At 52.7% G+C, this 22,500-nt stretch carries 22 protein-coding genes; 11 read left to right on the top strand and 11 right to left on the bottom strand.

Going from position 1 to position 22,500, the window contains the following annotated elements:
• Positions 1-115: 115 nt before the first annotated feature.
• The 10 genes from SE18_RS23620 to SE18_RS23575 all read right to left on the bottom strand — a co-directional run bounded on the left by SE18_RS23620 (position 116) and on the right by SE18_RS23575 (position 7,985).
• Complete coding sequence (locus SE18_RS23620; RefSeq protein WP_152976736.1) at positions 116-610, bottom strand: hypothetical protein; 495 nt, start codon at positions 608-610, stop codon at positions 116-118.
• A gap of 180 nt (positions 611-790) precedes the next feature.
• Positions 791-1,267 (bottom strand): hypothetical protein, encoded by a 477-nt coding sequence (locus SE18_RS23615; RefSeq protein ID WP_054536947.1) that lies wholly within the window; start codon positions 1,265-1,267, stop codon positions 791-793.
• A 163-nt stretch (positions 1,268-1,430) separates the two neighbouring features.
• Positions 1,431-2,270, bottom strand: a complete 840-nt coding sequence (locus SE18_RS23610) for a hypothetical protein (protein WP_054536946.1) — start codon at positions 2,268-2,270, stop codon at positions 1,431-1,433.
• 10 nt (positions 2,271-2,280) lie between these two features.
• The gene (locus SE18_RS23605; RefSeq protein ID WP_054536945.1) at positions 2,281-3,063 is read right to left on the bottom strand and encodes an SMODS domain-containing nucleotidyltransferase; all 783 of its coding nucleotides are present in this window, start codon (positions 3,061-3,063) and stop codon (positions 2,281-2,283) included.
• 252 nt (positions 3,064-3,315) lie between these two features.
• Positions 3,316-3,894, bottom strand: a complete 579-nt coding sequence (locus SE18_RS23600; protein ID WP_054536944.1) for a hypothetical protein — start codon at positions 3,892-3,894, stop codon at positions 3,316-3,318.
• Positions 3,895-4,025: 131 nt separating this feature from the next.
• Positions 4,026-5,114 (bottom strand): hypothetical protein, encoded by a 1,089-nt coding sequence (locus SE18_RS23595; RefSeq protein ID WP_054536943.1) that lies wholly within the window; start codon positions 5,112-5,114, stop codon positions 4,026-4,028.
• An 18-nt stretch (positions 5,115-5,132) separates the two neighbouring features.
• Positions 5,133-6,545, bottom strand: a complete 1,413-nt coding sequence (locus SE18_RS23590; protein ID WP_054536942.1) for a cytochrome P450 — start codon at positions 6,543-6,545, stop codon at positions 5,133-5,135.
• Positions 6,545-7,060 (bottom strand): M48 family metalloprotease, encoded by a 516-nt coding sequence (locus SE18_RS23585; protein ID WP_054536941.1) that lies wholly within the window; start codon positions 7,058-7,060, stop codon positions 6,545-6,547. The genes SE18_RS23590 and SE18_RS23585 overlap by 1 nt, the downstream gene beginning before the upstream one ends.
• Positions 7,047-7,439, bottom strand: coding sequence for a helix-turn-helix domain-containing protein (locus SE18_RS23580; protein WP_054536940.1), 393 nt, complete (start codon positions 7,437-7,439; stop codon positions 7,047-7,049). Before SE18_RS23580 ends, SE18_RS23585 begins: the two co-directional genes overlap by 14 nt.
• 198 nt (positions 7,440-7,637) lie before the next feature.
• Complete coding sequence (locus SE18_RS23575) at positions 7,638-7,985, bottom strand: helix-turn-helix domain-containing protein (protein WP_054536939.1); 348 nt, start codon at positions 7,983-7,985, stop codon at positions 7,638-7,640.
• A 326-nt stretch (positions 7,986-8,311) separates the two neighbouring features.
• Here SE18_RS23575 and SE18_RS23570 point away from each other — a divergent pair, with 326 nt between their 5' ends.
• From SE18_RS23570 to SE18_RS23515, 11 genes are all read left to right on the top strand, one after another.
• The gene (locus tag SE18_RS23570) at positions 8,312-8,512 is read left to right on the top strand and encodes a helix-turn-helix domain-containing protein (RefSeq protein WP_054536938.1); all 201 of its coding nucleotides are present in this window, start codon (positions 8,312-8,314) and stop codon (positions 8,510-8,512) included.
• A gap of 223 nt (positions 8,513-8,735) precedes the next feature.
• Entirely contained in the window at positions 8,736-10,367 is a 1,632-nt protein-coding gene (locus tag SE18_RS23565) for a hypothetical protein (RefSeq protein ID WP_054536937.1), read from the top strand.
• Between the two features lie 32 nt (positions 10,368-10,399).
• A complete protein-coding gene (locus tag SE18_RS23560; protein ID WP_054536936.1) occupies positions 10,400-11,410 on the top strand; it encodes an NADP-dependent oxidoreductase in 1,011 nt (336 codons plus the stop codon).
• Between the two features lie 271 nt (positions 11,411-11,681).
• Positions 11,682-12,113, top strand: coding sequence for a tyrosine-type recombinase/integrase (locus SE18_RS23555; protein ID WP_054536935.1), 432 nt, complete (start codon positions 11,682-11,684; stop codon positions 12,111-12,113).
• A gap of 93 nt (positions 12,114-12,206) precedes the next feature.
• Positions 12,207-14,633 (top strand): DUF7507 domain-containing protein, encoded by a 2,427-nt coding sequence (locus tag SE18_RS23550; protein WP_054536934.1) that lies wholly within the window; start codon positions 12,207-12,209, stop codon positions 14,631-14,633.
• 16 nt (positions 14,634-14,649) lie between these two features.
• Positions 14,650-15,552, top strand: coding sequence for a DUF11 domain-containing protein (locus SE18_RS23545; protein WP_054536933.1), 903 nt, complete (start codon positions 14,650-14,652; stop codon positions 15,550-15,552).
• Entirely contained in the window at positions 15,549-16,214 is a 666-nt protein-coding gene (locus SE18_RS23540) for a hypothetical protein (protein WP_054536932.1), read from the top strand. Before SE18_RS23545 ends, SE18_RS23540 begins: the two co-directional genes overlap by 4 nt.
• A 435-nt stretch (positions 16,215-16,649) precedes the next feature.
• The gene (locus tag SE18_RS23530) at positions 16,650-17,231 is read left to right on the top strand and encodes a sortase (protein WP_236706972.1); all 582 of its coding nucleotides are present in this window, start codon (positions 16,650-16,652) and stop codon (positions 17,229-17,231) included.
• Entirely contained in the window at positions 17,228-17,998 is a 771-nt protein-coding gene (locus SE18_RS23525) for a hypothetical protein (RefSeq protein WP_054536929.1), read from the top strand. The genes SE18_RS23530 and SE18_RS23525 overlap by 4 nt, the downstream gene beginning before the upstream one ends.
• Positions 17,999-18,021: 23 nt before the next feature.
• Complete coding sequence (locus SE18_RS23520; protein WP_236706971.1) at positions 18,022-19,047, top strand: hypothetical protein; 1,026 nt, start codon at positions 18,022-18,024, stop codon at positions 19,045-19,047.
• A gap of 827 nt (positions 19,048-19,874) precedes the next feature.
• Positions 19,875-21,053, top strand: a complete 1,179-nt coding sequence (locus tag SE18_RS23515) for a hypothetical protein (protein ID WP_152976734.1) — start codon at positions 19,875-19,877, stop codon at positions 21,051-21,053.
• Between the two features lie 270 nt (positions 21,054-21,323).
• Here the strand turns inward: SE18_RS23515 and SE18_RS23510 are convergent, their stop codons facing one another.
• Positions 21,324-21,857 carry a hypothetical protein gene (locus tag SE18_RS23510; RefSeq protein WP_054536926.1) on the bottom strand — a complete coding sequence of 178 codons (534 nt, stop codon included), beginning with the start codon at positions 21,855-21,857 and terminating at the stop codon, positions 21,324-21,326.
• Positions 21,858-22,500 lie beyond the last annotated feature (643 nt).

The following is a 22,500-nucleotide window of genomic DNA, read 5'->3' as shown; positions in this document are numbered from 1 at the left end:
CACGAAGGCAGCATTGAACGTTTCATGCCTTGCACGACAACAGGCCATCACCATGGTACAGATCAAAGAAATATAGAGTATGAGGTAGCTAATACGCATTGAGCGTCGATAGTTCTTATTGCAGAATCCGAATAATTTCACCAAGCAATACATCCAGTTCACGCGCACAATCGACCTGAATTCGAGTCGGTAACACCTCAGATGCTCGAATCGGTGTGTGTAAATGGGCATCGGCAATCTTACGGATGGAGGTATTCAGAATTCCCATCGATTCCTTAAAGGAACGCGAACCAGGATAGTTATTGACCACCTCATTAAAGGTTTTGCATGCAAAGATCGGTGGGACATGATCCACAATGGCTCGGGTCAGCATGGCGGCAACAAACAATGCACGCTGATCCATACAGCGTACCAGCTCTTCCAACAGCTGAATCAATTTGCGCAGATCAAATGGGGGATTATGCGCTGCGATGGCGCGCAATGTGGTAAGACGCTGCGGATCAACCACGGCGATAGCGGGAAGGGCTTGGGATGATTCGGATGTCACGGAGGCGAGCAGTTGTTCCATTGCTTTTCCTGTGCCCGCCCCAACCATATTTTGTTGCATCATAATCCGACACACTTTGGCAACAATCGTATATTCTTGATCAGGTGCATGGAGCCGAATCCCATCGAGCCAGCCATAGACCCGCGTTGCCTTTTGGCTTTCTACTATCTGGCGTGGGGGATAGACATACCACGCGCGATCTGCGCCTGCTGACAGAAAAAGACCATCAATCGCGGGAATACTCTATTTTCGGCTTGCGAAGGGTTGACTGATTAAGGGGAGGAGTTCAGGAGGAAATACTGAAGGGACATCCAGCATCCGCTTCCGGGCAGTGGCAACAATGTTGATTTGTTCAGCCATAAAGCGATCATAGTGACTACTATAGGGATGAAGCCAGCGGTACATCCGGGCAAATGGCTGTTCCTTGGGAAGTGATTCGGGATCACGCTCATCGGCGTAATGATTCAGATACTGCCGTAAACGAGGCTTCAGCGGATCACCGGTATAGGCAAATTCAAATCGGATACGCTCCTCCGCATTGAGCAGGGGCAATGTTTGTCGAAACCATGCATGATAGGCATCAATCCGATGCTGTGCATCCTCCGACGAAAGCGGTGTTCGCGAGGATTGCAGGAAGCGAAGATATTCATTGATTTCATGGCCACGGTCATAGGCCGTCTGAAGGGCGTTAAAGCGGGTACGTCGTTCTTCAGTATCCATAGACGAATCGTTCCCTCACACTACATGGTTCAACGATACAGATCATGGCTTGCGACCAATTATGATTGGCGTCATTTTTTAAGAAACTGATAGGGTAAGAGTGATAGGGATGGAACTACTCCTAGCTAGATTTTCGAATCCCTAATATATCTTATCAAATTTGCTAAGACTGATATTCATTCCACAAGCTATTCAATTTTTTTCTTTTCATCAACCAAATAACTGTTGGGATCATTGGTGAGGAAGCTCGGGCTAATTGGTAATCATGCCAAAGCTTTATAACATCTATTATCTCGAGGTTATGCATCTCAAGCGACTTAATCTGGGATTCTACTTGTGTGGATTTATTATTAAACTTATAATATCCATAGGTGGTCTTTATTAACCCAAGGGAAAAAACTAAAGAAATAGCTGAGGTAACTATTCTACCAACCGTAGATAATATATCAAAGTTGTTTATAGTTACTATACTTACAATAAGTATTATTATCGAAAGAGAAATAAATGCGAATGTTACAAGAGAGTACAAACTCAACATGGTGTTTGACAGATGCTTACTCCACCATGTAGATTCCTTTAGATTATCTAATGCCTTCTTTGGTCCTGGTTCCAGCGTACTTGCAAAGAAAGGTTCTTGGTCGTGATTATTTTCTGCCTTTTTAGCTACACTATCAGGTAAGTTTGCTAAAATATCAGCTACTTCTAACTTGGATATTTGCCATCCAAACGAATCCATAAAATCTAGTTTTCTATGTAGCGCTTCTGCTGCGGATTTATAATTATCGGATCTCCATAGAAAAATATCAGCTGTTATAGACAAAGCAATGGTTACAAAAGGTGAGGATTTGGAGAGAAATGAAAATAAAATGGAGGCGATACTAAATAAAAATGATATAATCCTAGTAGCAAGCGAAATAGAATGCCATAATTTAGCGCTTCCGAATAGATTTCTTTCCAAAAATCTTATATTATGTTTGTATATACCAGATTTCAGATTATTCATACGATATTCCTTAATTTATACTAGGAAGCAAAGATTTAATTTCATTTTCAGCAGTAAGCAATAAACCATTGCGTTCATTATTCTTTATTTCATTAATTTTTAATTTAAATCCTTCTACCTTCCTTTTATTGGTTTCTGTAAGTCCATACGTCGGAAGAAGATTTACTGCTAAGAAAAAATATTCTTTAACGTTATTACAGTAACTGTACTGTGTACCAATAACTGTTTTTTCAAGTTCATATGAAGAATATATGCCATTACGTGCGTTCCAATATTTGATCAACCTAATAGAAGGTTTCATTAGAAATTTAGTATTAATATTTGCACTATCAACATCTGCATTAAATCCAGTAGGATCACTATATAGCCAATCAGTATACGCTGTTCGAGGTGCGGGAATATAAAAACCAATACCAGATTTATATGATGGCACAAGTTCAAATTTGATGTGTTCTAATTCTAAGACGATAGTTGGAGATGATTGATATATTTCAGAACTACCATAATAGGTAGTAGCAAAATTTTTCAGCTTAGTCATAAATGTTTGCGGCTTATAATTATTACTGTTATCGAATACTACCATGTAGTCAACATCCGATGTTTGATCTGCTATCCTTGGCAGCATAGTCTTTCTCACTGATGATCCGAATCGAAAACGTTGTTTAACGTCATTCACAAAATATCTATCAATACGTGACTCTAGAGTGGTCAATGAGCGATTAATTTTAAATGCCTCATTTTCAGCTATGTTCAAATCACGTGCTAGTTTATCTAGATGGGATAAAACCGACATATATTTCTCCTAATTAAGTCGATACATCAACGCGCTATACACAAGCTACACCTTGCACATCTCCAAATCGCATGGATATAGTTTATCATCTGAATCCAATCTACGATAGCCTTCTTTGCTACGATAGGCGAGACAGAGATAGTGAATTAATCCATACTGATATAGGTGGATTGCTTCTGCATTCCTGCCTCTCTCATGTATTTTCCGTAATCGTGAAGAAGGAGCAAGAAAGTCCACATCATTATCTGGATTCTAAAGATAGTTAAACATCCAGAGCAATCCGACCGTGACCCCAAAGCCATACACCCAGCCGCCAAGAACTTGCATCGGCGTGTGATCTTTAACGGGGATACGCACGATCCCCGAGAGTATTCCTAAACCGAAAAAGATCAGCATATAAGGAAGGGAAACCGCGAGAAATAATGCAGAACACCCCATTGCTACTGCTGCATGAAAACTAATTTTCCAAAACCAGGTAATCAGGGCAATGATAATTCCACCAATCAAGGCGATTGCCATCCCATCCGTCATCATGGCGGGGACCCCAATCATGCGATACAGCAAAAAGGAGACGAGGAGTCCGGCAAGCAAGAGGAGCAGCGTTACGCGCCGCTGTTCCTTAATGACGAGGTGATAGGATGTAAAAACGCCACGTTTGGTTTGAAGGATAAGATAAAGCAGACCAGGGAACAATCCAAGTAATAAAATCCCGACATCGAGCAGAACTGCATGCAACGAGGGACGAATGAGGGAACTATAGGCAACAACGGTGGCAAGCATGAGAACAGCGGGATGCAGAACATAGGATGTGATGGTTGCGAACTTGGTCATGATGCTTCTTTATATAGAGACTACGAATGAAGTGCGTTCAGTGCTGATAAATTCTGAAACGCAGTTGATGGTGCCATTTTTTAACTTTCTCTAGAAAAAGGATGCATACTATCACACAATAGACTCTATTTTTATGATTGATGTGTCATTAACCGCTGTCGTTGCCAACGACGAATAACGCGTGCAAATTGCATAATATAATCAATTGGATGCGTATTGAGGGCAGGAGTTGCTGGACCAGAAGCATCGATAGGTGCTGTTGGATACATTGCAAGAATCCAATACATTTCATCAATCTTTCCATCACATGGTTTTGGTGAATGACTTAAAATCAAATCACGCGCATCAATAATATCGATCATGAGTCTTGTTCGATTGTTCTCAAGCAAATCAACGGCTCTCCGTACTTGCGGCGTAAGCGTCATCAGAACTGTATGAACCCGTTTAATTTCTCTCAATTGGTATTGCTCATATCTTTTGCGAAGCCATTGAGGAATAAGTCTGCGGTATGCAGCCTGTGGAATACCAAACGAGAGAATCAAAAAAAGAATTGTAGCTGGCTTAACGCCATGGTAGCTCCAGGCAAGCCATTGGCGATACCCTTCTCCATCAATCAAAACGAGCATGCTGACAATGATAACGGAGAGGGCCATAACACTAGAGCATAGAAAGCCAATGATGCAAAAGAGTGCACGAATTTTAATCTCTAAAGCTGCAAATTGCTGAAAACACTGCCACCAACGATATGTTAATCCCACAGATAGTATTAACATCAAACCATAACTCAGCACATAAGATGCAATATAGGAATAGGTTATCTGGATCGAATCCTTATCCATCAGCATACCTAAATTATTAATTCGTTGGGTATCAATAATAAAACCAACGCATGTGATAATGAGTGTGCCCCATACAACAGGGTGTGTCTGTAAATTGATTGATAACGTTCGTTTTGATAACCGTTCCGCCATCAAGTAAAAATAGAGCATGCTCGTATGCATGGTTGCAACGCGTATGCCATGATTCATCCAAGTCACAGGTTTTGGTAAAGCCACAATAGTTGAAATAACCATTAAGATTGTACCAATAATAACCGGAGTAATGAGATACAATGTTCCGCGTTCACCACGCCGATAACGACGATACAATGGATAAATAAAGCAGAGTAGCATCAGTGGAATACTTAAGTAGCGAATCATTAATGGATCAAGCGTAGTCATCGTAAATCAAACCCTCTTCTACACAGGAAAATCAACTAATCGACGAATCGTTCCTTGGATCGGCTGTGGTATGGTTGTGTTATCAGGCTTTTCGAGCTGAAGTTGAATATCCCCTTTTATTCCAAGGCTTACTAATACCTGGTAATCGACCTTTGCCTTCGGTGCAAGTCTCCAAGAGTAGCGTTGGATAATCATAGCGAGAATAATTGTCAATTGCGTTGTGGCAAGCCCTACTCCAATACACATTCTTGACCCTGCACCAAAGGGTAAATATTCGTAGGGTGATGGCTTAATCGATTCCCAACGATGTGGGTCAAACCGATTCGGTTCCTGATAGAGTTCGGGCATCCGATGTGTTACATAGGGGCTATAACTCACCCGGGAACCTTGAGCAATAGCGTAATCACCAAGAAAACAATCATCCGTTGTCACGCGATGACTATAAATAGCTGGAGGCAAAAGACGTAAGCTTTCCTTAATAACTGAACCTAAATAAGGAAGCGATCGAAGATGTAATGGTTCAATCGATGATTGACCACAGACTGCTTGGATTTCAGCAACAACCTGGTCCATAATAGCCGGATGTTGACACAGTAAAAGAAGCGTCCAAATTAATGCGTTGGTTGTTGTTTCATAGCTGGCAAGAAAGATAGTTGCGACTTGGCCAACTAAATCGATCATGGATGTTGGTTCATCGCTCGTCTTAATAGAATCAAGAAGAATACTCAATACATCTGTAGTCTGTATCGAAGCTTTTTGATACATTAATGCTACAACTTTTTGTTCAAGTAAGGATGAAAATGCAAGCATCTTTGCATAGGGAAATGGATAAGCATTAATCGGAAATAAAATTGTGCTAGGACGGGTAATATGTTGAAGCCATGTTTGAAAGTCTTTGCCCAAGGAATCATTGTTTTTCGCTTCAGCAATGCCAAAGAGAATTTTATTGGCAATAGCAATATTTAATGATCGTATTTCCTCAACAATCCAAACACTCGTTTGTTTCTCCCACGAATCGAGCATAGATACCGTAAGGGACGCAATATCACGATGATAGGATTCAATGGCATTTTTATGGAATGCTGGTTGGAGCAACGATCGATAATAACGATGTTCATCTCCATTCATCATTATCAAGCCTTGACCCAAACGTTCAAGCGAAGAATGAGGAGGAGCCTTCAGAAACGGAACAACCTGAAAAAGATCGGTATTACTCAGTATTTGATGGTTAAAAGCTGGACCAAAAGCAAATATTCTACGCGTATCATTCGCAACCATCGCAGCAACATCACCAAAGTGAGTATAGAGATCCATGACGGATTTAACGCGATCCAATGAAAATGCAAATCGTTTTCCAATATTGCCACCCAATAATAGTGGTTTTGGACCTGGAATACTTTTCTGTTTCAAAGATTTATGTACATTTGCCATTAGCGGTATTCTCCCCCAAAGTATGTCCAGACCTGTTGCGTTGAATCATCGATAATAGCTGTATCAAGACTCTCCACAATGAGTGTCTCTAATAAATTTGCGACTGATTCACAATAGAGATTGTTCAATACTGAACCATCGCGAAATTGAGCCTCTGTTGGACAATAGTGGCGTTGAAACTGTTTCAATGTTTCATTGTGGGTGAGATGATGACCTGCAAGCAAATGGCCAATTTCATGAGCAATGGTTGTTATTCGTAGGAATGAGTTGATTCCTAAACGAATCGCTATGTAATCAACATCAGCAAGGGCAATTGAATATCCATTGACTTCTGGGCTGAGGGATGAATGTGCGTGATCTTCAATTACTAGCGGACGTTGTCTACAACATTCGGTATAGAGGTACAGCTCGTTGAGCGAAAAACGCTTCCCAAGAAATGTATGGATACCTCGCATTAAGTGTGTTACTTCAGTATTAACAGACGTATAGATAAATGAATTTTCATGCTTGGTCATGACTTTCTTCGTCCGTGCTAATCTCTTCAGCAGCGATGGATTCAAGTAAGTCAAAAAGTTTCTGCTGAGTCTGAGGGCTAAATGTTTGAACACCACGTAAAAGCACTTTAGCAAATCCTTGTGCTTGTGTATTGGGATGATGATTTGTGGGAGTTAATTCAGGAAAAAAATAGGAGGGAGAAACCTCAAAGAAGCGACAAAGATGTAATAGTATCATTCGTCCAGGGTTGGCATTGCGTCCACTCCGAAGCAGCGATAGTGTAGATTGGTCAATCGCTCCATCAAGAGCTTGGCTCACCTCTTTATTAGTATATCGGTCTCCATTCGGCTTACGATGAGTATCAAAAAGTTCGTTAATGAGATCTGCAAGTGTCTTCATTCGCTACAGCCTTTCAAAATCATGGACTGTAGTATAATACCTATTTTGAAAATATTCAAATTATTTTGACAGGAATCAATATCACTATATAATAAGCCTGTAATAAAACTTTTATTACTAAATTCAAACAACCATTAAATAGTTCTACTATCTTTCTCCACTTCAATGATCCTCTTAGTAGCACAAATTTTATGTAAATTATCTGTCGCGACCAATAGTTTGAATTAATTCAAGTACTTTTTGTTTAATATCAATACTCACCGTGTTAAAAAGTGCATTAATAACATCTGGATTGGATTGAACTTGGTCGTCGTACAGCTCAGGAAAAAAATAGGAGGCTGGAACTTTAAAAAATTGACACAGAGCTAATATCGTTTCGCGACTAGGATTAGGGATTTTCCCTTTTCTTAAGCGTGATAAATGTGACTCTTGCAACGATTGTTGCAAGGCTTCACACACTTCTTTATTAGTATATTCTCGTCCATCTGGTCTAGGATATGAACGGAATAGACCGTTGATGAGATCTGCAATATTCTGTTCGCTCATTGCAACTCCATACAATGAATAAAAATGCATTAAATTGACAAGTATGCATTAAATATCTATAATGAAACTGGAGAAATCATAGTTTCTGCATAGCAAAGGTTAGCAGGTGAGGCGCGTATAGAGATACGCCCTTTAATTTATTGCACCTAAACAATAAAACGTCCCTGATCATACCATTAGTGGATACATTGATCAAAGCCCTATCGCAGGCATAACAAAGGCGATTCTGATAGAAGGGACGCTATCAATTTTGCTACTTGATTAAACTATTCCAGATCACGTATAATTGCGTCATCGCAACCCATAACAGTGGAGGCTGTGACACAATGAGCGCACTTTTATCAACCAAAGACGCGGCAGTTCGTTTAGGAATTAGCCGCCGTCGTGTAATCAGTCTCATTACTGCCCAGCGATTGCCAGCAACGAAGGTTGGAAATGGGTGGGTGATCAATGAGGCCGATTTAGTCCGTGTTGCCCATCGCAAAATTGGCGCACCACGAAAAAATACCTATAAGGATGATGCCTAACGCTATTCGCTTTTGAATATCATCGTATTGACAATACGAGCCTGCTAGCTTTCCAGGCCAGAAAAGAAGGCTAAAAAAAGAAAAGAACGCGGGTGGCAGCCCATTGCGTTCTATTTCCATCGTATATCCAGCCCTTATCCAAGGGGCCTTTGCTGTACCTCAGTATATGCTGACATCATGAAAATGTCAAGCATCTGAGAGACGGCATGGAGTCGTATACCCTATGCCATCAACCCATCCATCTGGTGGGGCGGAGGTCATGCGCACACCGCCATGGCTCTCGCCGCCCGATACCGCCTACCTCTGGATTCCGACCAAACTCATCGAAACCTTGGCCCATGCCCCGCTTGCGCTCGGCATTTATGCCTTGATCGTCCGGCGCTGGCTGGTGACTCAATGTGCCGTTCCCATTTCGGCGGCGGATCTCCATGCCTACGATCCATCGCTAACCCGTTCGATGATTCGGACGGCCTTGGCCCAGCTCGTCCGTGGGCAATGGATCGCGGTTCCCACCGAGCCGCAACCAGGGCGAAAAATTGCCTACCTGCCAACCTGGGGCCGCCAGCGCGAAGGTGTACGCCTATGGGATCAGAACCAACCAGCCTTCAACCGAGGCAGGGTGGCCACCCATCGCCTTGATCGAAATCTGCTCGATGGTTACCTTGGCCGCTTTGAGCCGCAGCTGCATGGCCAACCACGAATTACCCGCTACCTCACCGACCCCGTGTTGACGCTCACCGATGTTGGGGTGTATCTGCTACTGCTCGTTGGTGTGCCACACGACCATCCCACCACGACTTTAACGAAACTCGGCTTATGTCAAGATACCATCGCCTTAGCCGTCCCGACGCTGCGCGAGATTGTGCAGCAGGGGACGCTGAGTTTACATGGGGCACAGCGCTTCAATCTCGTCCCTCGCGGTGGGATCGCGCGACCGATGGATGCCGATCCGCGCCCGCCACTTTTTTTTGTTGATCCGAACCTGGCGACGATCATGGTCAGCACCATGGCGACGAACCTGGCGATGACGGACACACCGTCCGAGAACGGATGTAGCCCATCAGAATGGCCTCAATCGCTCATGGTCGATGACACATGTACCGTCACAGGCAGATTAACCAAAAAAAGCAGAATAAACCAACCATCAGAGAACACTCTGCATAGCATACAATATTGTGATGGATTGTCTTTTTCTGATAGTGAAAACGTTGAAAACGAAGCAGTATCCGACCAAGGATCACGAAACCCCAAAACCAAAAATATTCCGCGCCGCCGAAACATTATGTCAATTCCAGAAACGCCAAGCGCTACTCGGCTCCGCAGCATCGATGTCTGGCCGCAGACCTGTGCCGAATTGGCTGATGTGCCGCTCGATGTGATTGAGGCGTGTATTGCTGACGGTAAGGCCCGACCTGCCGTTCGTGACCTTGCAGCATGGACGGTCGCGATGGTACGTGATGTCCAGAAGCGTGGCTGGGAGGCTGCGCGGAAGCAGCGTGGCGAGCCGCCAACCGATGCATGGCGTGATCCGGACGCGATGTTTGCCAAGTTCAACGCGCGGCGTGATCGCGTGGACGAAACCGTTGCTGCTGCACCCGATACCGTGCTGGAGGAAACACCACCGCTTGATGCTATTGCGCCGCCGGTGGATACCACAGATGATGATGATTGCCCCGACTGGATTGCGCCTGCCCGGTGGCAAACATTGTGGCGACCACTACGCCATGCCTTGTATCGTTCGCGACTGCGGGGAAGAACCGTCATTGCTTGTGATAGCTGGCGACAACACCAGCTGACCGAGTACAAGGATGAGATCACCAGTTTGGTCATTGCCGCGTCGATGCGGCGTTGTTGATAGAATCCGAATGCATCAGAGAAAGGACGTCGATGCAAGCCTTTGTGCTTACGCGCTATGGTGGCCCCGATGCCGCCGAACTGCGCGCCATGCCGCAGCCGCGCCCTGGCCCCGGTGAAGTCTTGGTGCAGGTGCATGCGGCGGGTCTGAATCCGGTCGATTACAAGACCCGCGCTGGTGGGTTACGCGTCATTCAACGCCTGCGTTTTCCGGTCATTTTGGGCAATGAACTGGCGGGGGTGGTCGCCGCCTGTGGTGCTGGGGTGACGCAATTTCGGGATGGTGATCGCGTCTTTGCGCGGATGCCCAAAACGTCGATGGGGGCGTTCGCGGAATATGCGGTCGTTCCGGAAGCACTCCTCGCGCGCATCCCTGATACGCTGGACTGTACGACCGCAGCGGGCATGCCCTTGGCGGGCCTCACGGCCCTGCAAGCGCTGCGCGACGAGCTGCACGTCCAGCCCGGTAGCAGTATCTTTATCCCTGGTGGGGCGGGCGGCGTTGGTACCTTCGCAATTCAGATCGCCAAATGGCTCGGCGCGACCGTCACGACCACCGCTTCCCCGCGCGGACGGGCGTTGGTTGATCGCCTCGGCGCGGATCGGGTGATTGACTACACAACAGAGCCGTTTGAAGAACTGGTCTACGATATGGATGGGGTCTTTGATCTCATTGGTGGCGAGACACTTGAAAAATCCTTCCGCGTCCTCAAACCGGGCAGCACGGTGGTCTCGATTGCCGCCATTCCCGAGCCGATGACGGCTCGCAAGGATCTTAGCCGTGGCTTCGCATTGCAAGCCCTGTTTTGGGTCGCATCGTATCGCATCCGAGCACGGGCGCGGCGTGCTGGGGTCAGCTATCGCTATCTGTTTATGCACCCGAGCGGCGCGGATTTGGCCACACTTGCCCACCTCGTCGAAACCCAGCGCCTCGAACCCATCATTGATCGGGTCGTTCCCTTTACCGCCATTCAGGAGGCCTTTGCCTATCTGGAAGCAGGTCATGCCAAAGGTAAGGTGGTGGTGCGACTGCGCGATGATTAATCGATCGCACCCGTGCCTGCCATGAGGCCTGTCCTCTTTCATCTTTCTTCCACATTCCACCAGGATGCCCCTGCGAATAAGGTTTTTTTCGACGGCCATGGTGTGTCGCTCCGCTCAAGCGGCATGCTGCATGGCCGTTTCATGCGTGTCGTGTAGTGGCATTCATGGCCCTACCCACGGCGACGATCGGTTGTGATCACGGGACGGCATGCTCGGTTGCAGCGGGCAGGTGGCCGTGGAACGCCTAAGCATACTTCTGAAGGAGTCTTCTATGACGATGCTAGAACCCTTGGCCCCACCTATCCAGGGGCACGTGCGGGTGCTGCGGACGGCGCGGCCTCGCCAGGTGGTGGAACGGGTGTTGGCGGTCATTCCGCCGCATGCGTGGCTTGATCGCGCGGTGTTTTGGCTCATGTACGATAGCCAACTGCGGGTTATGCCGTTATGTCGACTAACGCTGGCCGATGTGGATATCCAATCGTCGCTGCCGCTGGTCCGGTGTGGCGAGCGCTGGCGTATCCTGACCGAACATCCGACGGTGACCGCCTTGGTCGACTATCTCCCCCGGCGCGCCCGTGCAGTAGCATTGCTCTTTAGCCACGCAGGCCGCCCCCTTGATCTTGCCTATCTTGACCAGCGCTGGCGCAGCTACGGCCAGCAGGCTGGTGTCAGCTGCACGTTGCGCGAGCTGCGCGGCGGCTAAGGTGCTATGACAATCTGACTTCGTTTATGTGTCCCCGGCGTGATGCTCACGGTGGGGTTTTGTCTGTCCTTTTTTGGTCTTTAGGAGGTTTGTATGACTCGATGGCGTTGGTTTGGGGTTGTTGGCCTGCTCGTGGGCTTGCTGAGCATGGCCTCGGTGTCCGCAATGGAACCCCACGAGCCGGGCTTGCCCCCGGTCGCGGTATCCATTGGCAGTCCGACGGCGGGGCAGGTGGTGACGGACAGGGATTCGACCGTGACCGGAACGGCGACCGCTGGCTCGCGGGTGACGGTGTGGCTTGATGGGAGGGCAATGCAAACCCTGACCGTTGGGACAAATGGCCAATGGAGCTTGCCTGTGAGCGGCCTGACGGACGGAACCCACACGATTTCCGCGACCAGTACGGTCGACGTAGGCACGTGGTTGTACATGCTCGACCCATCGTGTGCGGTTGGCCGCGAGACCTGTGTGCGGATTGCCGATCCGGCAACAGCGACGATCCACACGACGATCCGCACCAGCCCTGACTCAGCAGGCGGGGAACTGCTGATTGTCCACCCAACGATGGATCGGCTCTACATTGGGCACTCAACCGGGGTGGATGTCTATACCCACGATGGAGGCTTCGTAACCCGCATCCCGTTGCCGAAAACCGTGCGCATGGGAGCACTCACCCCCAATGGGCTTGAACTCTGGGTGCCCCAAGATGCCAGTGATGGCCGGGGCGGCATGGCGGTGATCGATACCGCGACGAATACCGTGATGACCATGTTTGACACGGCGGTCTACGGGACGGGCAATACCGTGGTGACGGCGAGCGCTGCCCAAGACTTAGTGTTTTCGCCCGATGGCCAAACGGCCTACGCTGCGGATATGGGCGACTACAGTCTCACGGTACTGGATGTCGCCAGTCGAACCGTGCGGTCACGCCTGATTCGCGAAGGTGACGCAGCGGTTGGACGGCGAGTGCTGCTGAATCAGGCCGGGACGCGGCTGTATTTGGCCACCCGCCAAGGGAATGCCCTCTACGCGGTCGATACCGTAACGAGCAGTTTTACCCGCATTGCCGTAACGAATCCCTATCGCCCCCAGCTGGAGGGGATTGTGCTTAGCCCTGATGAGTCAAAACTCTATGTCGTGGTCTACCGCATCGGCGATAGCTTCACGCCACAAAACCGGGCACTGATCTTGGACACGGCGACCAACCGCTGGCTGCCCGATGAACTGCGTTGGCCGCAAGCGAATCCGGTCTGGGGCGCACGTGCGGCAACGCGCCATCCGGAAACTGGCATGCTCTATTTTGGGGGTGGCAATGGGGTGATGGTCTTCGCCGACGACGAGCGTCAGCCCAATTTGGACATCACTGCCGGACTGGATAACTCGGTCTATGAGTTTGACTGGCTCCGGCGCGTCGCAACCGCAACCGCGAGTGTGACGTTCCGGGTTGATCTCAGTGCTGACTTAAGTGTCCAAAAGACGCATGCTGGGGATTTGGTTGTTGGGCAGGAAGGCGTGTACACCATCGCCGTCACGAACCATGGCCCCGCCGCCATGCCCGTCGGCGCGACAATCACGGATGTGGTGCCCGCTGACTTGCGGGTTGTTGGGGCGAGTGGCCCGCATTGGTCGTGTACCGTGGCTGGCCAAACGGTGACGTGCACCGCCACCGCAGCAATGCCCGCCCTGGAAACGGGCACGGTACAGATTCGGGTAGTGCCGGACGCAGGCATTGGTACAACGGTTGTTAATCGGGCCTGTGTCGATACCCAAAATGATGCCAACCCAACCAACGATTGTGACGACGACTCGACGACCATCCTGCATCCCGATCTGGGCATCGTCAAGCGCTCAAATCCACCCAACGGCACGGCGGTGGCGGCGGGGAATACGATTACGTACTTCCTTGATGTCACCAATACCGGTACGGCCCCGCTGACCGGGGTCATGGTTCAGGACGCGATTCCCGAGGCGACGGCCTTCCTCGATGCCGACCCGGCGGTGGCTCCGGTTGACGGGATGTTGACCTGGACGCTTGGCGATCTGGCGGTTGGAGCAACCCGCACCGTCCAGTTTCGCGTGCGCGTGTTGCCGATTGGAACCACGGTCGCAATTCGCAATATGGCGAGTGCTGATAGTGACCAGACGATCGAGGAAGACTCGAATCTGATCATCCATCCCTTCGACCCGACCAGTATTAGCTTGGTGTCGTTTGCGGCCTTGGCTTCTGGCAACGCCGTCGATCTACATTGGGTGACGGGCAGCGAAGTCAATACGCTGGGCTTCCAGCTGTATCGCAGCACAACCCCGAATCGCAATGACGCAACGCGGGTGACCACCAGCCTGATTCCCTCACAGGGCGCGACGGGTGGCAGTTACCGGATGACGGATACCCAGGCCACCGGGCCGCTTGGCCAGTGGTCGTATTGGCTAGAAGAAGTCGAGTTAAACGGCCAAACTACCTGGTATGGCCCGGTGACCGTGCGGATGCAGACCGTGTATATGCCTGCCGTCGTGCGGTAGGAGAAGGAACACCCTGATGAAAAAGTTCGAAACACTCGCCTTTGGGATGTTCGTGGTGGTGGCGGTGGTCATGGGCATGGCCAAACTCTTTCCCGCGCAATCGAGCGCGGCCCAGCAGGCGATGAGCCTGACCCCCTCGCCCGAACCAACGGAGTTGCCGACGGATGTGCCCACCGAGGTGCCGAATCCGACTGCAACGCCACGCCCAACTGATGTGCCGCTACCAACCAGCACGCCGAGCGATGGCGCGACCGTGACCCCCCGCCCAACGCGGCAGCCATTCGAGTTAACGGCAACGCCGATTGAGCTGACCCCGACGGCCACGGCGACCATGCTCCCGACCGCAACGCCGAGCGACGGCGCAACGGTGACGCCCGTAGCCTTGCCCGATCTGGTGCTGGAAAAAACGGCGGATCAGCAAACCGTGGCCGTGGGCGATAGTCTGCGCTGGACGTTGACGGTGGCAAATCGCGGCAGTGCCCCAGCGGCCAACGTGGTGGTGCGGGATGTCTTGCCTGCCTTTTTTCGCGGCCTGCACGTCACGACCAGTCTCGGCGAGGCAACACTCGTCGATGGGATCGTCAGTGTTCAAATTGCGGAATTGTCTGCTGCACAAACAATCACCATTTGGATCGATGGGACTGTGGTCTCCCTCGACGGCCCCTTGACCAACCTTGCGCAAGCCTCAACCACAACGACCGAAACGTCTACCGAGAACAACACGGCGTGGTCGAGTGTCACGCCCAAGATTGCTGGTGGCGTGCAACCAAGCGCGACCCCACGGCCTGCGGCCCAACCCCAGCGCACCTTTCCGGTGACGGCGAGCGATGCGGCGGTATCTGTCGCGCTGCCGATCGGCTTAATCGTGCTGGCAACGCTAGTCGTGGCCTGGATGCTCTGGCCTCGGAGGCTGGGATGAACAAGAGCGAACTGACGATTTTGACCGATGCGGCACGCGGGATTCTGCTCGGCTACCTGGCTGCCTATCCTGAGCCGCTCTATTTGGCTTGGCGCGCCGGAATGGTGGTGCAGGTCACCCATCCCGCGATCGCCGACGCGACGACATTGCTCCAAACCCTCATCCCGCGCATGATGCAGCGGGACGGGGGCGGGGGCAGTAGTGCAGTCGTCTTGGCCCCGCAAGCCGTCGCCGAGGCGCTGCGCTATCTGCCGCAGGTGCAGGTCGTGGGATTGGATGCGGTGCTAACGGAGGCCGAGGCGCTTGAAGACCTGCTGGTTGGACGCGGCACGGTCGTGGTTGCGCTGCCGCCTGGTTTGGTGACCACCCAGCTCATGCGGACGGTGTGGCCCTGGCTGACCCAAGTCATGGGCCGCTTATTGACCCCGCCCTGTCTCGTGACATGGGATGACCCAGCGCCGTTGACGATTGCCCGGGCGACGACCCAACTGGCTATCCATACCCGTCCCACGCCGCCGATTATTGGGGCGCATGCGACCCTGGTTGCGGATGGCGATGGCTGGCTGCTGACCCTCGTGGGGACGCGCCAGCCCCAGCGGTTGCTGCTGGATGCGCCGCTGCGGGTGCCGCTACCAGTGCTCGCCGCAGTGCGGAGTCGATGACGATGAGTACGGGCATGCAAAGCGCGGTGGTGCTCTGGACGCTCGGTTGGGCCGTGGTCGCGGTGCTGGCGGTGGTGCTGCGGCGCTGGTTGGTGACCCGGCTCGCAACGGGGGTGGTCACGCTGCCCCCGCCTCCGCTCGGCCACTGGTTGCCAACGCAGGATGCCGTGGCTCCCGTGCTCGGCCCGTGGTTGCCCCACGTTGGGGTGCCGCCGCTGTCGTTGGGTGTATGGTTACCGATTGATTGGTCCCAGGGGAGTCCCGCTCAGATCCCCGTGATCCAAGGAGCTGCTGATGAAGACTGACATGACACGCCACTTACTCGCCCTTGTCACCATCCTGGTCGCGGTGGCCGGCATTGGCATGCTGAGCGGGGTTGGCTGGGTGGTCTGGTCGTTTGTATCCACGACACAGACCGTGCAGGCGCGCCAAGCGATGCTGCCTCCGTTACCCAGTGTGCGGCCTGCGGCAGCGCCGACGGCGACGGTCGAACCACCGCGATTGATTCCTCCGACCGTGACCGCAACCCCACTGCCAACCGCAACGCCCATGCCAACCGCCCTGCCGCTGCTGCCCCTCGATGCGTTGCGGATTCCGGCGATTAACCTCGCCCGACCCGTTTTGCCTGCGCCGTTTGTCGCGGGGGCATGGGATGTACCACAATACGCTGTGGGCCATCACACGGACAGTGGCCAGCCGGGCGACGGCACCAACATTGTTTTAAACGGCCATGTGGGGGGCAGTGATCCGGTCTTCGCCGATTTGGCGCTGCTCCAGCCAGGCGATGTGCTCTGGCTCTATCGCGGCACACTGGCGACCGCCTATGTGGTCAGCGATACGCTGCGCATTCAGGTGGTTGGGGCTGCGCCGGATCAGGTTGGCGCGGAAGCGGAGCGGTTGCTCAGTCCCACCGATCACGAGGTGGTGACCTTGATTACCTGCTGGCCGCCGTCCGGGCCGAATGCCTTTGACCAACGCCTGATTGTCCGCGCCGTCCGGCAGGAGGAACAGCCATGAGCTGGATTGTGACGATTGGCTTAACCCAGATGCAGGAACAGCTGGTTCGGGAAACAAATGCCACGGTTATTGCCACCAGCACGGTCTTTGCGGCGGAGTATCAGTTACTGGCCTTGCTCGATTGCGAAACGCCGAATCCCGGCGTTCTGCTTTGTCGGGCGGTCGATAGCCATGGTGTTGCCACCTGGCTGCTCGGCGCGGCGCTGGCCATCCAGATGCATGCGGGTGTCTTACAGCGCTGTGTGATGGCTGTCCTTGACGAAGAGCTTGCGACGATTGTCCATCAAGAGGTCGTCCCGGGCTTGCAGGTGCTTGCGCCGCTGTTGCCCACCGTCCTTACCCCGCTGCTTGAGACATTACCGCTGCTTGGTGCGCCCACGACCAGCACCCAGCACGCGGCGGCGACCTATCGGGCCTTACGGCGCTCCTTGCCGTTGGTGCTCGATACCCGTCCGACCGCACCACGATCGACCTGGACGCTGGAGGAGATCATGCTGGTGCTCTCCGTGGTGTCGGGGCGGATGACCCGAATGCCGCTAGCCATTCAAGCCCGTTTGGACGTGATCGGCGGGATTGTCGGATTTCGGCGGTGGTTACGCGTGCAGGCCCAAGATGGACAGTGGCTCAAGGAACAGCAACAGATTTTGTTGGGGTTGGCCCAAGGCAAGAGTTATAGCGAACTGAGTTATAGCATCGGGCGGTCACGCGACTGGGTGAGCCGCATGGTGCGCAGTCAAGTGGCGCCGGCGCTGGCTGCTGCCTTATAAAGGAGGGACGGATGCGACGATGGATGGTTGGATTCATACTGGGAAGTGTGTTGATGGGCTGTGGGCAGGATGTGGTAGCCGTCGTCATCCCGACCCCAACCGTGGCGGTCTCGCCTACACCGACACTGCATCCGCTTGCCGCACGTCAGGCAACGCACACCATGGTGGCCGCAACCAACGCGCCGATTCAGACCGCGTTTGCGCAGGATGAACGGGCAACAGCGTTGGCGCAACCCGCTGCCCGCTATCTCACGCTGCGGGAGGCCTTTGCCCTCGCCGGGATTCGCGAACGGGGCACAATGTGGGCAGCCGATGCGGTGCTCGTCGATGCAGGGCTTGGCTATCGGGGTGATGGACTTTACGCAGGCATTGCTGCGAATGATGGGACAGGACGGCTGTGGGTCTACACCTTTGCCTCGGCCCGCTTGAAACAAACCCTGGTTCTTGCGGTGCGCGATGGCGTGGTGGAGCGACAGTATGCGGATGAACGCAGCTACCGCGATCTGTTTGTCGGAACGCTGCCGGTGGATATTCCGCTCGAGTCACAGCCCTTCCTCGATAGCGACCAGGCGCGGGTCCTGTTTCTGACGTTTGGTGACCTGTGGAAAACGCTGGATCGACCCAATCACACCTTTCGGCTATCGAGCTTGCCCAATGCCGAGGCGACGGATCATCCGATCTACTGGTGGATGCAGGATGCCATGACCAATGTGACGCTGCTTGATCCCGTGACCGGTGCGACGTTTGCCACGACGCGCAAGCAGCGGACAACCAGCACGCCGCCCGCCAAAACGCTGCTGCCGCTGGTCGCCGACCCGGTCGCGACTGTCCAGCCAACCCCGACGCGGCCATGGTCTGATGCGGCAGTTGTCCAGGCCTTTTGGCCAACGCCACGGGCGGGTCGGCCCATTCGGGTGATTGGGCTGTATGCGAGCGATGGGATTGATTATTGGCAGTATCGTGATGGGCGGTGGGATCGGCTGCGGCGTGCTGAGACCGACCGGATACCGTTGTTGCGCATGGGCTTTCCCATCGCATTGGTGCCTTAGTCATTAAAAACAGGCCATCCCTTATGGGATGGCCTGTTTTTTGTTGGTCGTTGGCACTGATCCGTTAGACATTTGACCGGAACGCCATTAATTACGAGGGTGGCAGCCATCGCACTGTTGCCTCTGCCGACGTAGGTGAGGGAAGAGCGGGCGTTGACCACCACACACTGTGCTTTCAACACCTGTTCTCGTTCAGCCACGTGGTCGGTGATCAGCTACTCGAAACAAGGTCGATGGATTTCGGCGCGGCACGCACGAGCAGCGATGAAAGCCCTCCAATTCCGCAGTGCGCAGCGTGCGCAACGGCCGCGCTAGGCGATGGTGTAGAAAAACGCCCGCCCATCGTGTCACGAGAACTCCCCTTTCTTTTCCGCAGATCCTTGTTAAAATAATCAGCGCCATTGCGCATCTTTTTGGTCGCATCGTGGGGTTGTTGCCCACGCGATCAAAACTGACGGATCAACCGTCCCTGATTCAGCGAGGTTTGTATGAAACAGACACTCCATGGCTATGCTGCACGACGTGCAGCCCATGACTCCCCGCGACTCCGGCCTCGAGCGCTAATCGCTAGAACGGTGTGGATGCTGCCATCCTGCGCGGTTAGTATGCTCTTGGTGCTGCTGGTGGGCTGTGGTCGCGCAACACAGCCGCTGATCTCATCAGCAACCGCCACCACGAGGCAGGCTGCGCTCCCGCCGACAACCACCCTTCCAACCAGCACAGCGACAACGCAGGTTGCTCATCCTCCGACCTCCATCCCGACGGTGCTCGCCAGCGTTCGTCCAACCGCGTCGCCGGAATCACCACCGCAGGAGGTTCCGGCGCTCTTGGATGAGACACCGCCGATCACCCTGACTATCGAGACCGCCCTGGCCGATCCGGCCGTTCGTGGGTTGCCGGATGATGTGCTGCTCATTGAAACGCGTGACATTCCTCCTGCAGAACCAGATTCGTTGCATCGTCAGCTGCTCTTGGTTGACGCAACGGGAAAGCCGGTGGGTGCACCCACGGCTGACCAAGAACGGCTGGAATGGTGTAGCCCTCTTCGGGATGCGTATTCACCGTCAGGCTTTTGGTCGGCCAGCGGACGCTATCTCGTTGCTAGCTGTCAGGGGCTGAATACCTACGCGACATCGGCGCTCCTCGATGTTGAGGCGGGCCTCTGGCTGCGGGTAACGCCACCGACCCGCCCGTTGGTCTACGATCCATCGTGGCAGCGGGATCGCCCATCGGGGATTGATGAAGTTGGGCTCGGTCCATGGCTCATTCCCGATGAGCAGCTGATCGTTCATCTCCATCAGGAAGATGCTGCGGAAGGAGCACGGTCGTCCCGTGAATCCCTCTGGATCTGGTCACTCGCCGACTCCACGATTCGCCGCATTGCTGATTTTGATGCCTCCGAGCGCTTTGGGTTCACAAGAGTGACGGTGGTTGCGGATCAGCAGCTCGTGATCGTAGGTCAACGCGCCACTGATCCTCAGCCCCGCGTGTATCGGTGGGATGGGGGATCAACCCTTCAACGATTGTCTGAGGCGTCGCTGATTCGCTTTTCCACGCTCCCTCCGCCCTTCCAGAACCTCGTGGGGTCTACCGGTGATTCTGTTGCCCCGTATGTCCTTGCACCAAATGGTCGCCAGATTGCTCTGCATGAGGCAACAGGCTGGCAGATCTATACCGATGATGGAAGCGCTCATGGGCGACTTCCTGATCGTCCTGTCGTGCAGGGAACGCAGGCGAGTTGGTCGGCCGATAGTGCTCGTTTGTGGGTCTGCCAGGGTGTGCGGGATGTCGGGGCGCATCTGACCGAACTGGATCAGGATGGCGGGATCATCGTTGTGAAAACCTATCCGAATGTGGTGTTTGCCAATGCGCCGTGTATGACCGAATCGCCCAGTGGGTACCGCGCTATCAGTCTCAGTAATCCGCTCGTGGTGATTCTTGATTCCGACCTGCGAGAGCATGGAACCGTTGAGGGGACGAGCATCGGTTGGCGACCACGCCCTTAAAACACAATTCCTCGATGTGCATTCCACCCCCGATCGTCAGCTGGTCAAGGAATCCCTCACCACCCGGAACGACGGGAACAGCGCGGGATGGGCGGTGGTGCGACATAGGTCATGACACCCTTTTTGGAGAAAAGCGCACGGTTCCCCACAGAAAAGCTCTCCATAGCGGTCTCCTCGTGTCCACGTGGTTGGACCAGCCTCGTGATGGCACAAACGCGTCACATGCCGTGACGCGTTTGTGCAAGACCCAATCATGGGTAGTCTGATAGCCTATGGTTCAAGATTGACGAAATCAAAGAAGAAGCGTGAGCCGGTTGATAAGGGATTGTGGGCTGCCATCGTGCGGAATTCATACTTGCCTGGGCCGGGGCCCCAGTAGAATTCAACGGCACAATTTTTTTGCAGGGTTGGTGCGTAGGTATCGACAATCCCCAACAGTTGCCCGTTGTAGAACACACTGACTTTGCCACCATCAGGGCGCATGACATAGCCCATGGCAAAGCGATAGGCACCGGTCGTAACCGTGTAGGAAACCGTATAGCCGCCGCCCATGGAAACATGCTGCGTGCCGTTATAGGCATTGGTGAGCGGGTGCCCCGATTCAGAGCGCCAGACCCCCGTATATTTGACTGAGGGATCGGTATTATCAATCATATACTCAGGGCTAAAATTGATTGACGGTGAATTACAATCGATATTCATCAGTGGAACATCATTGGTTGTTGCGTGGGTGGGTGCTGGAGTGATGAGCGTTGGCGCGATGACCGTCAGGGCGAGCAGGATGGTCGAGAGGGTTTTCCGCATTAAAAGCCTTCTTTCACACGACGACATTCTCGAGAGAGTTCGTCCGATACGCGCGAGCGCTTGCGCGTTCACGGGTCACTACGGGCGAGCCGCGGAAAGGTTGCGCATACGGCTCTCTACTGATTCCATGACCCTTTTTGGCACGACATGTGCTTAAGTGGTGGGAAGAGACCCAATCATCGCTCCTCAGCAATTCCATCGTCACCGCCCACGCACGTTGAACAATCCATCACCGGCGTATCGCACTCTTCCTGTGAAGACGATCATGCCATCCGATAGTGCAGGGCACGGACGTTTGCCATATGACGCATCGCCTTCATGGCGCGCATCGATAGAAGGATACCCTATGCATACCGATTATCGTGTTTGGTCATGTCCAACGCTCACGATGGCCCAGGTCGCTCCGGTCGTAACCAATCTTGCGACCATTGTTGCAGGAACGGTTACCGTGATTGATGCCACGACCTCGGTTCTTGCGACCGCAGCCGCATCACCCAATCAAGATAATGGGCTGCATCGGAACGTGTCAATATTTTTGAGACGGGTGACGATCAGGAATTCCGTTTCAGCCGCGCCGGGTCGTCTGGCTGCGCAGCCATGCTGAGCGGCGGGTTGATCCACGCCGCCGTTGGAACGGGTGGCG

Origin of the sequence: Herpetosiphon geysericola (assembly GCF_001306135.1) — a bacterium.
Classification (GTDB): domain Bacteria; phylum Chloroflexota; class Chloroflexia; order Chloroflexales; family Herpetosiphonaceae; genus Herpetosiphon; species Herpetosiphon geysericola.
This window is presented reverse-complemented; position numbering and strand designations above follow the sequence as displayed.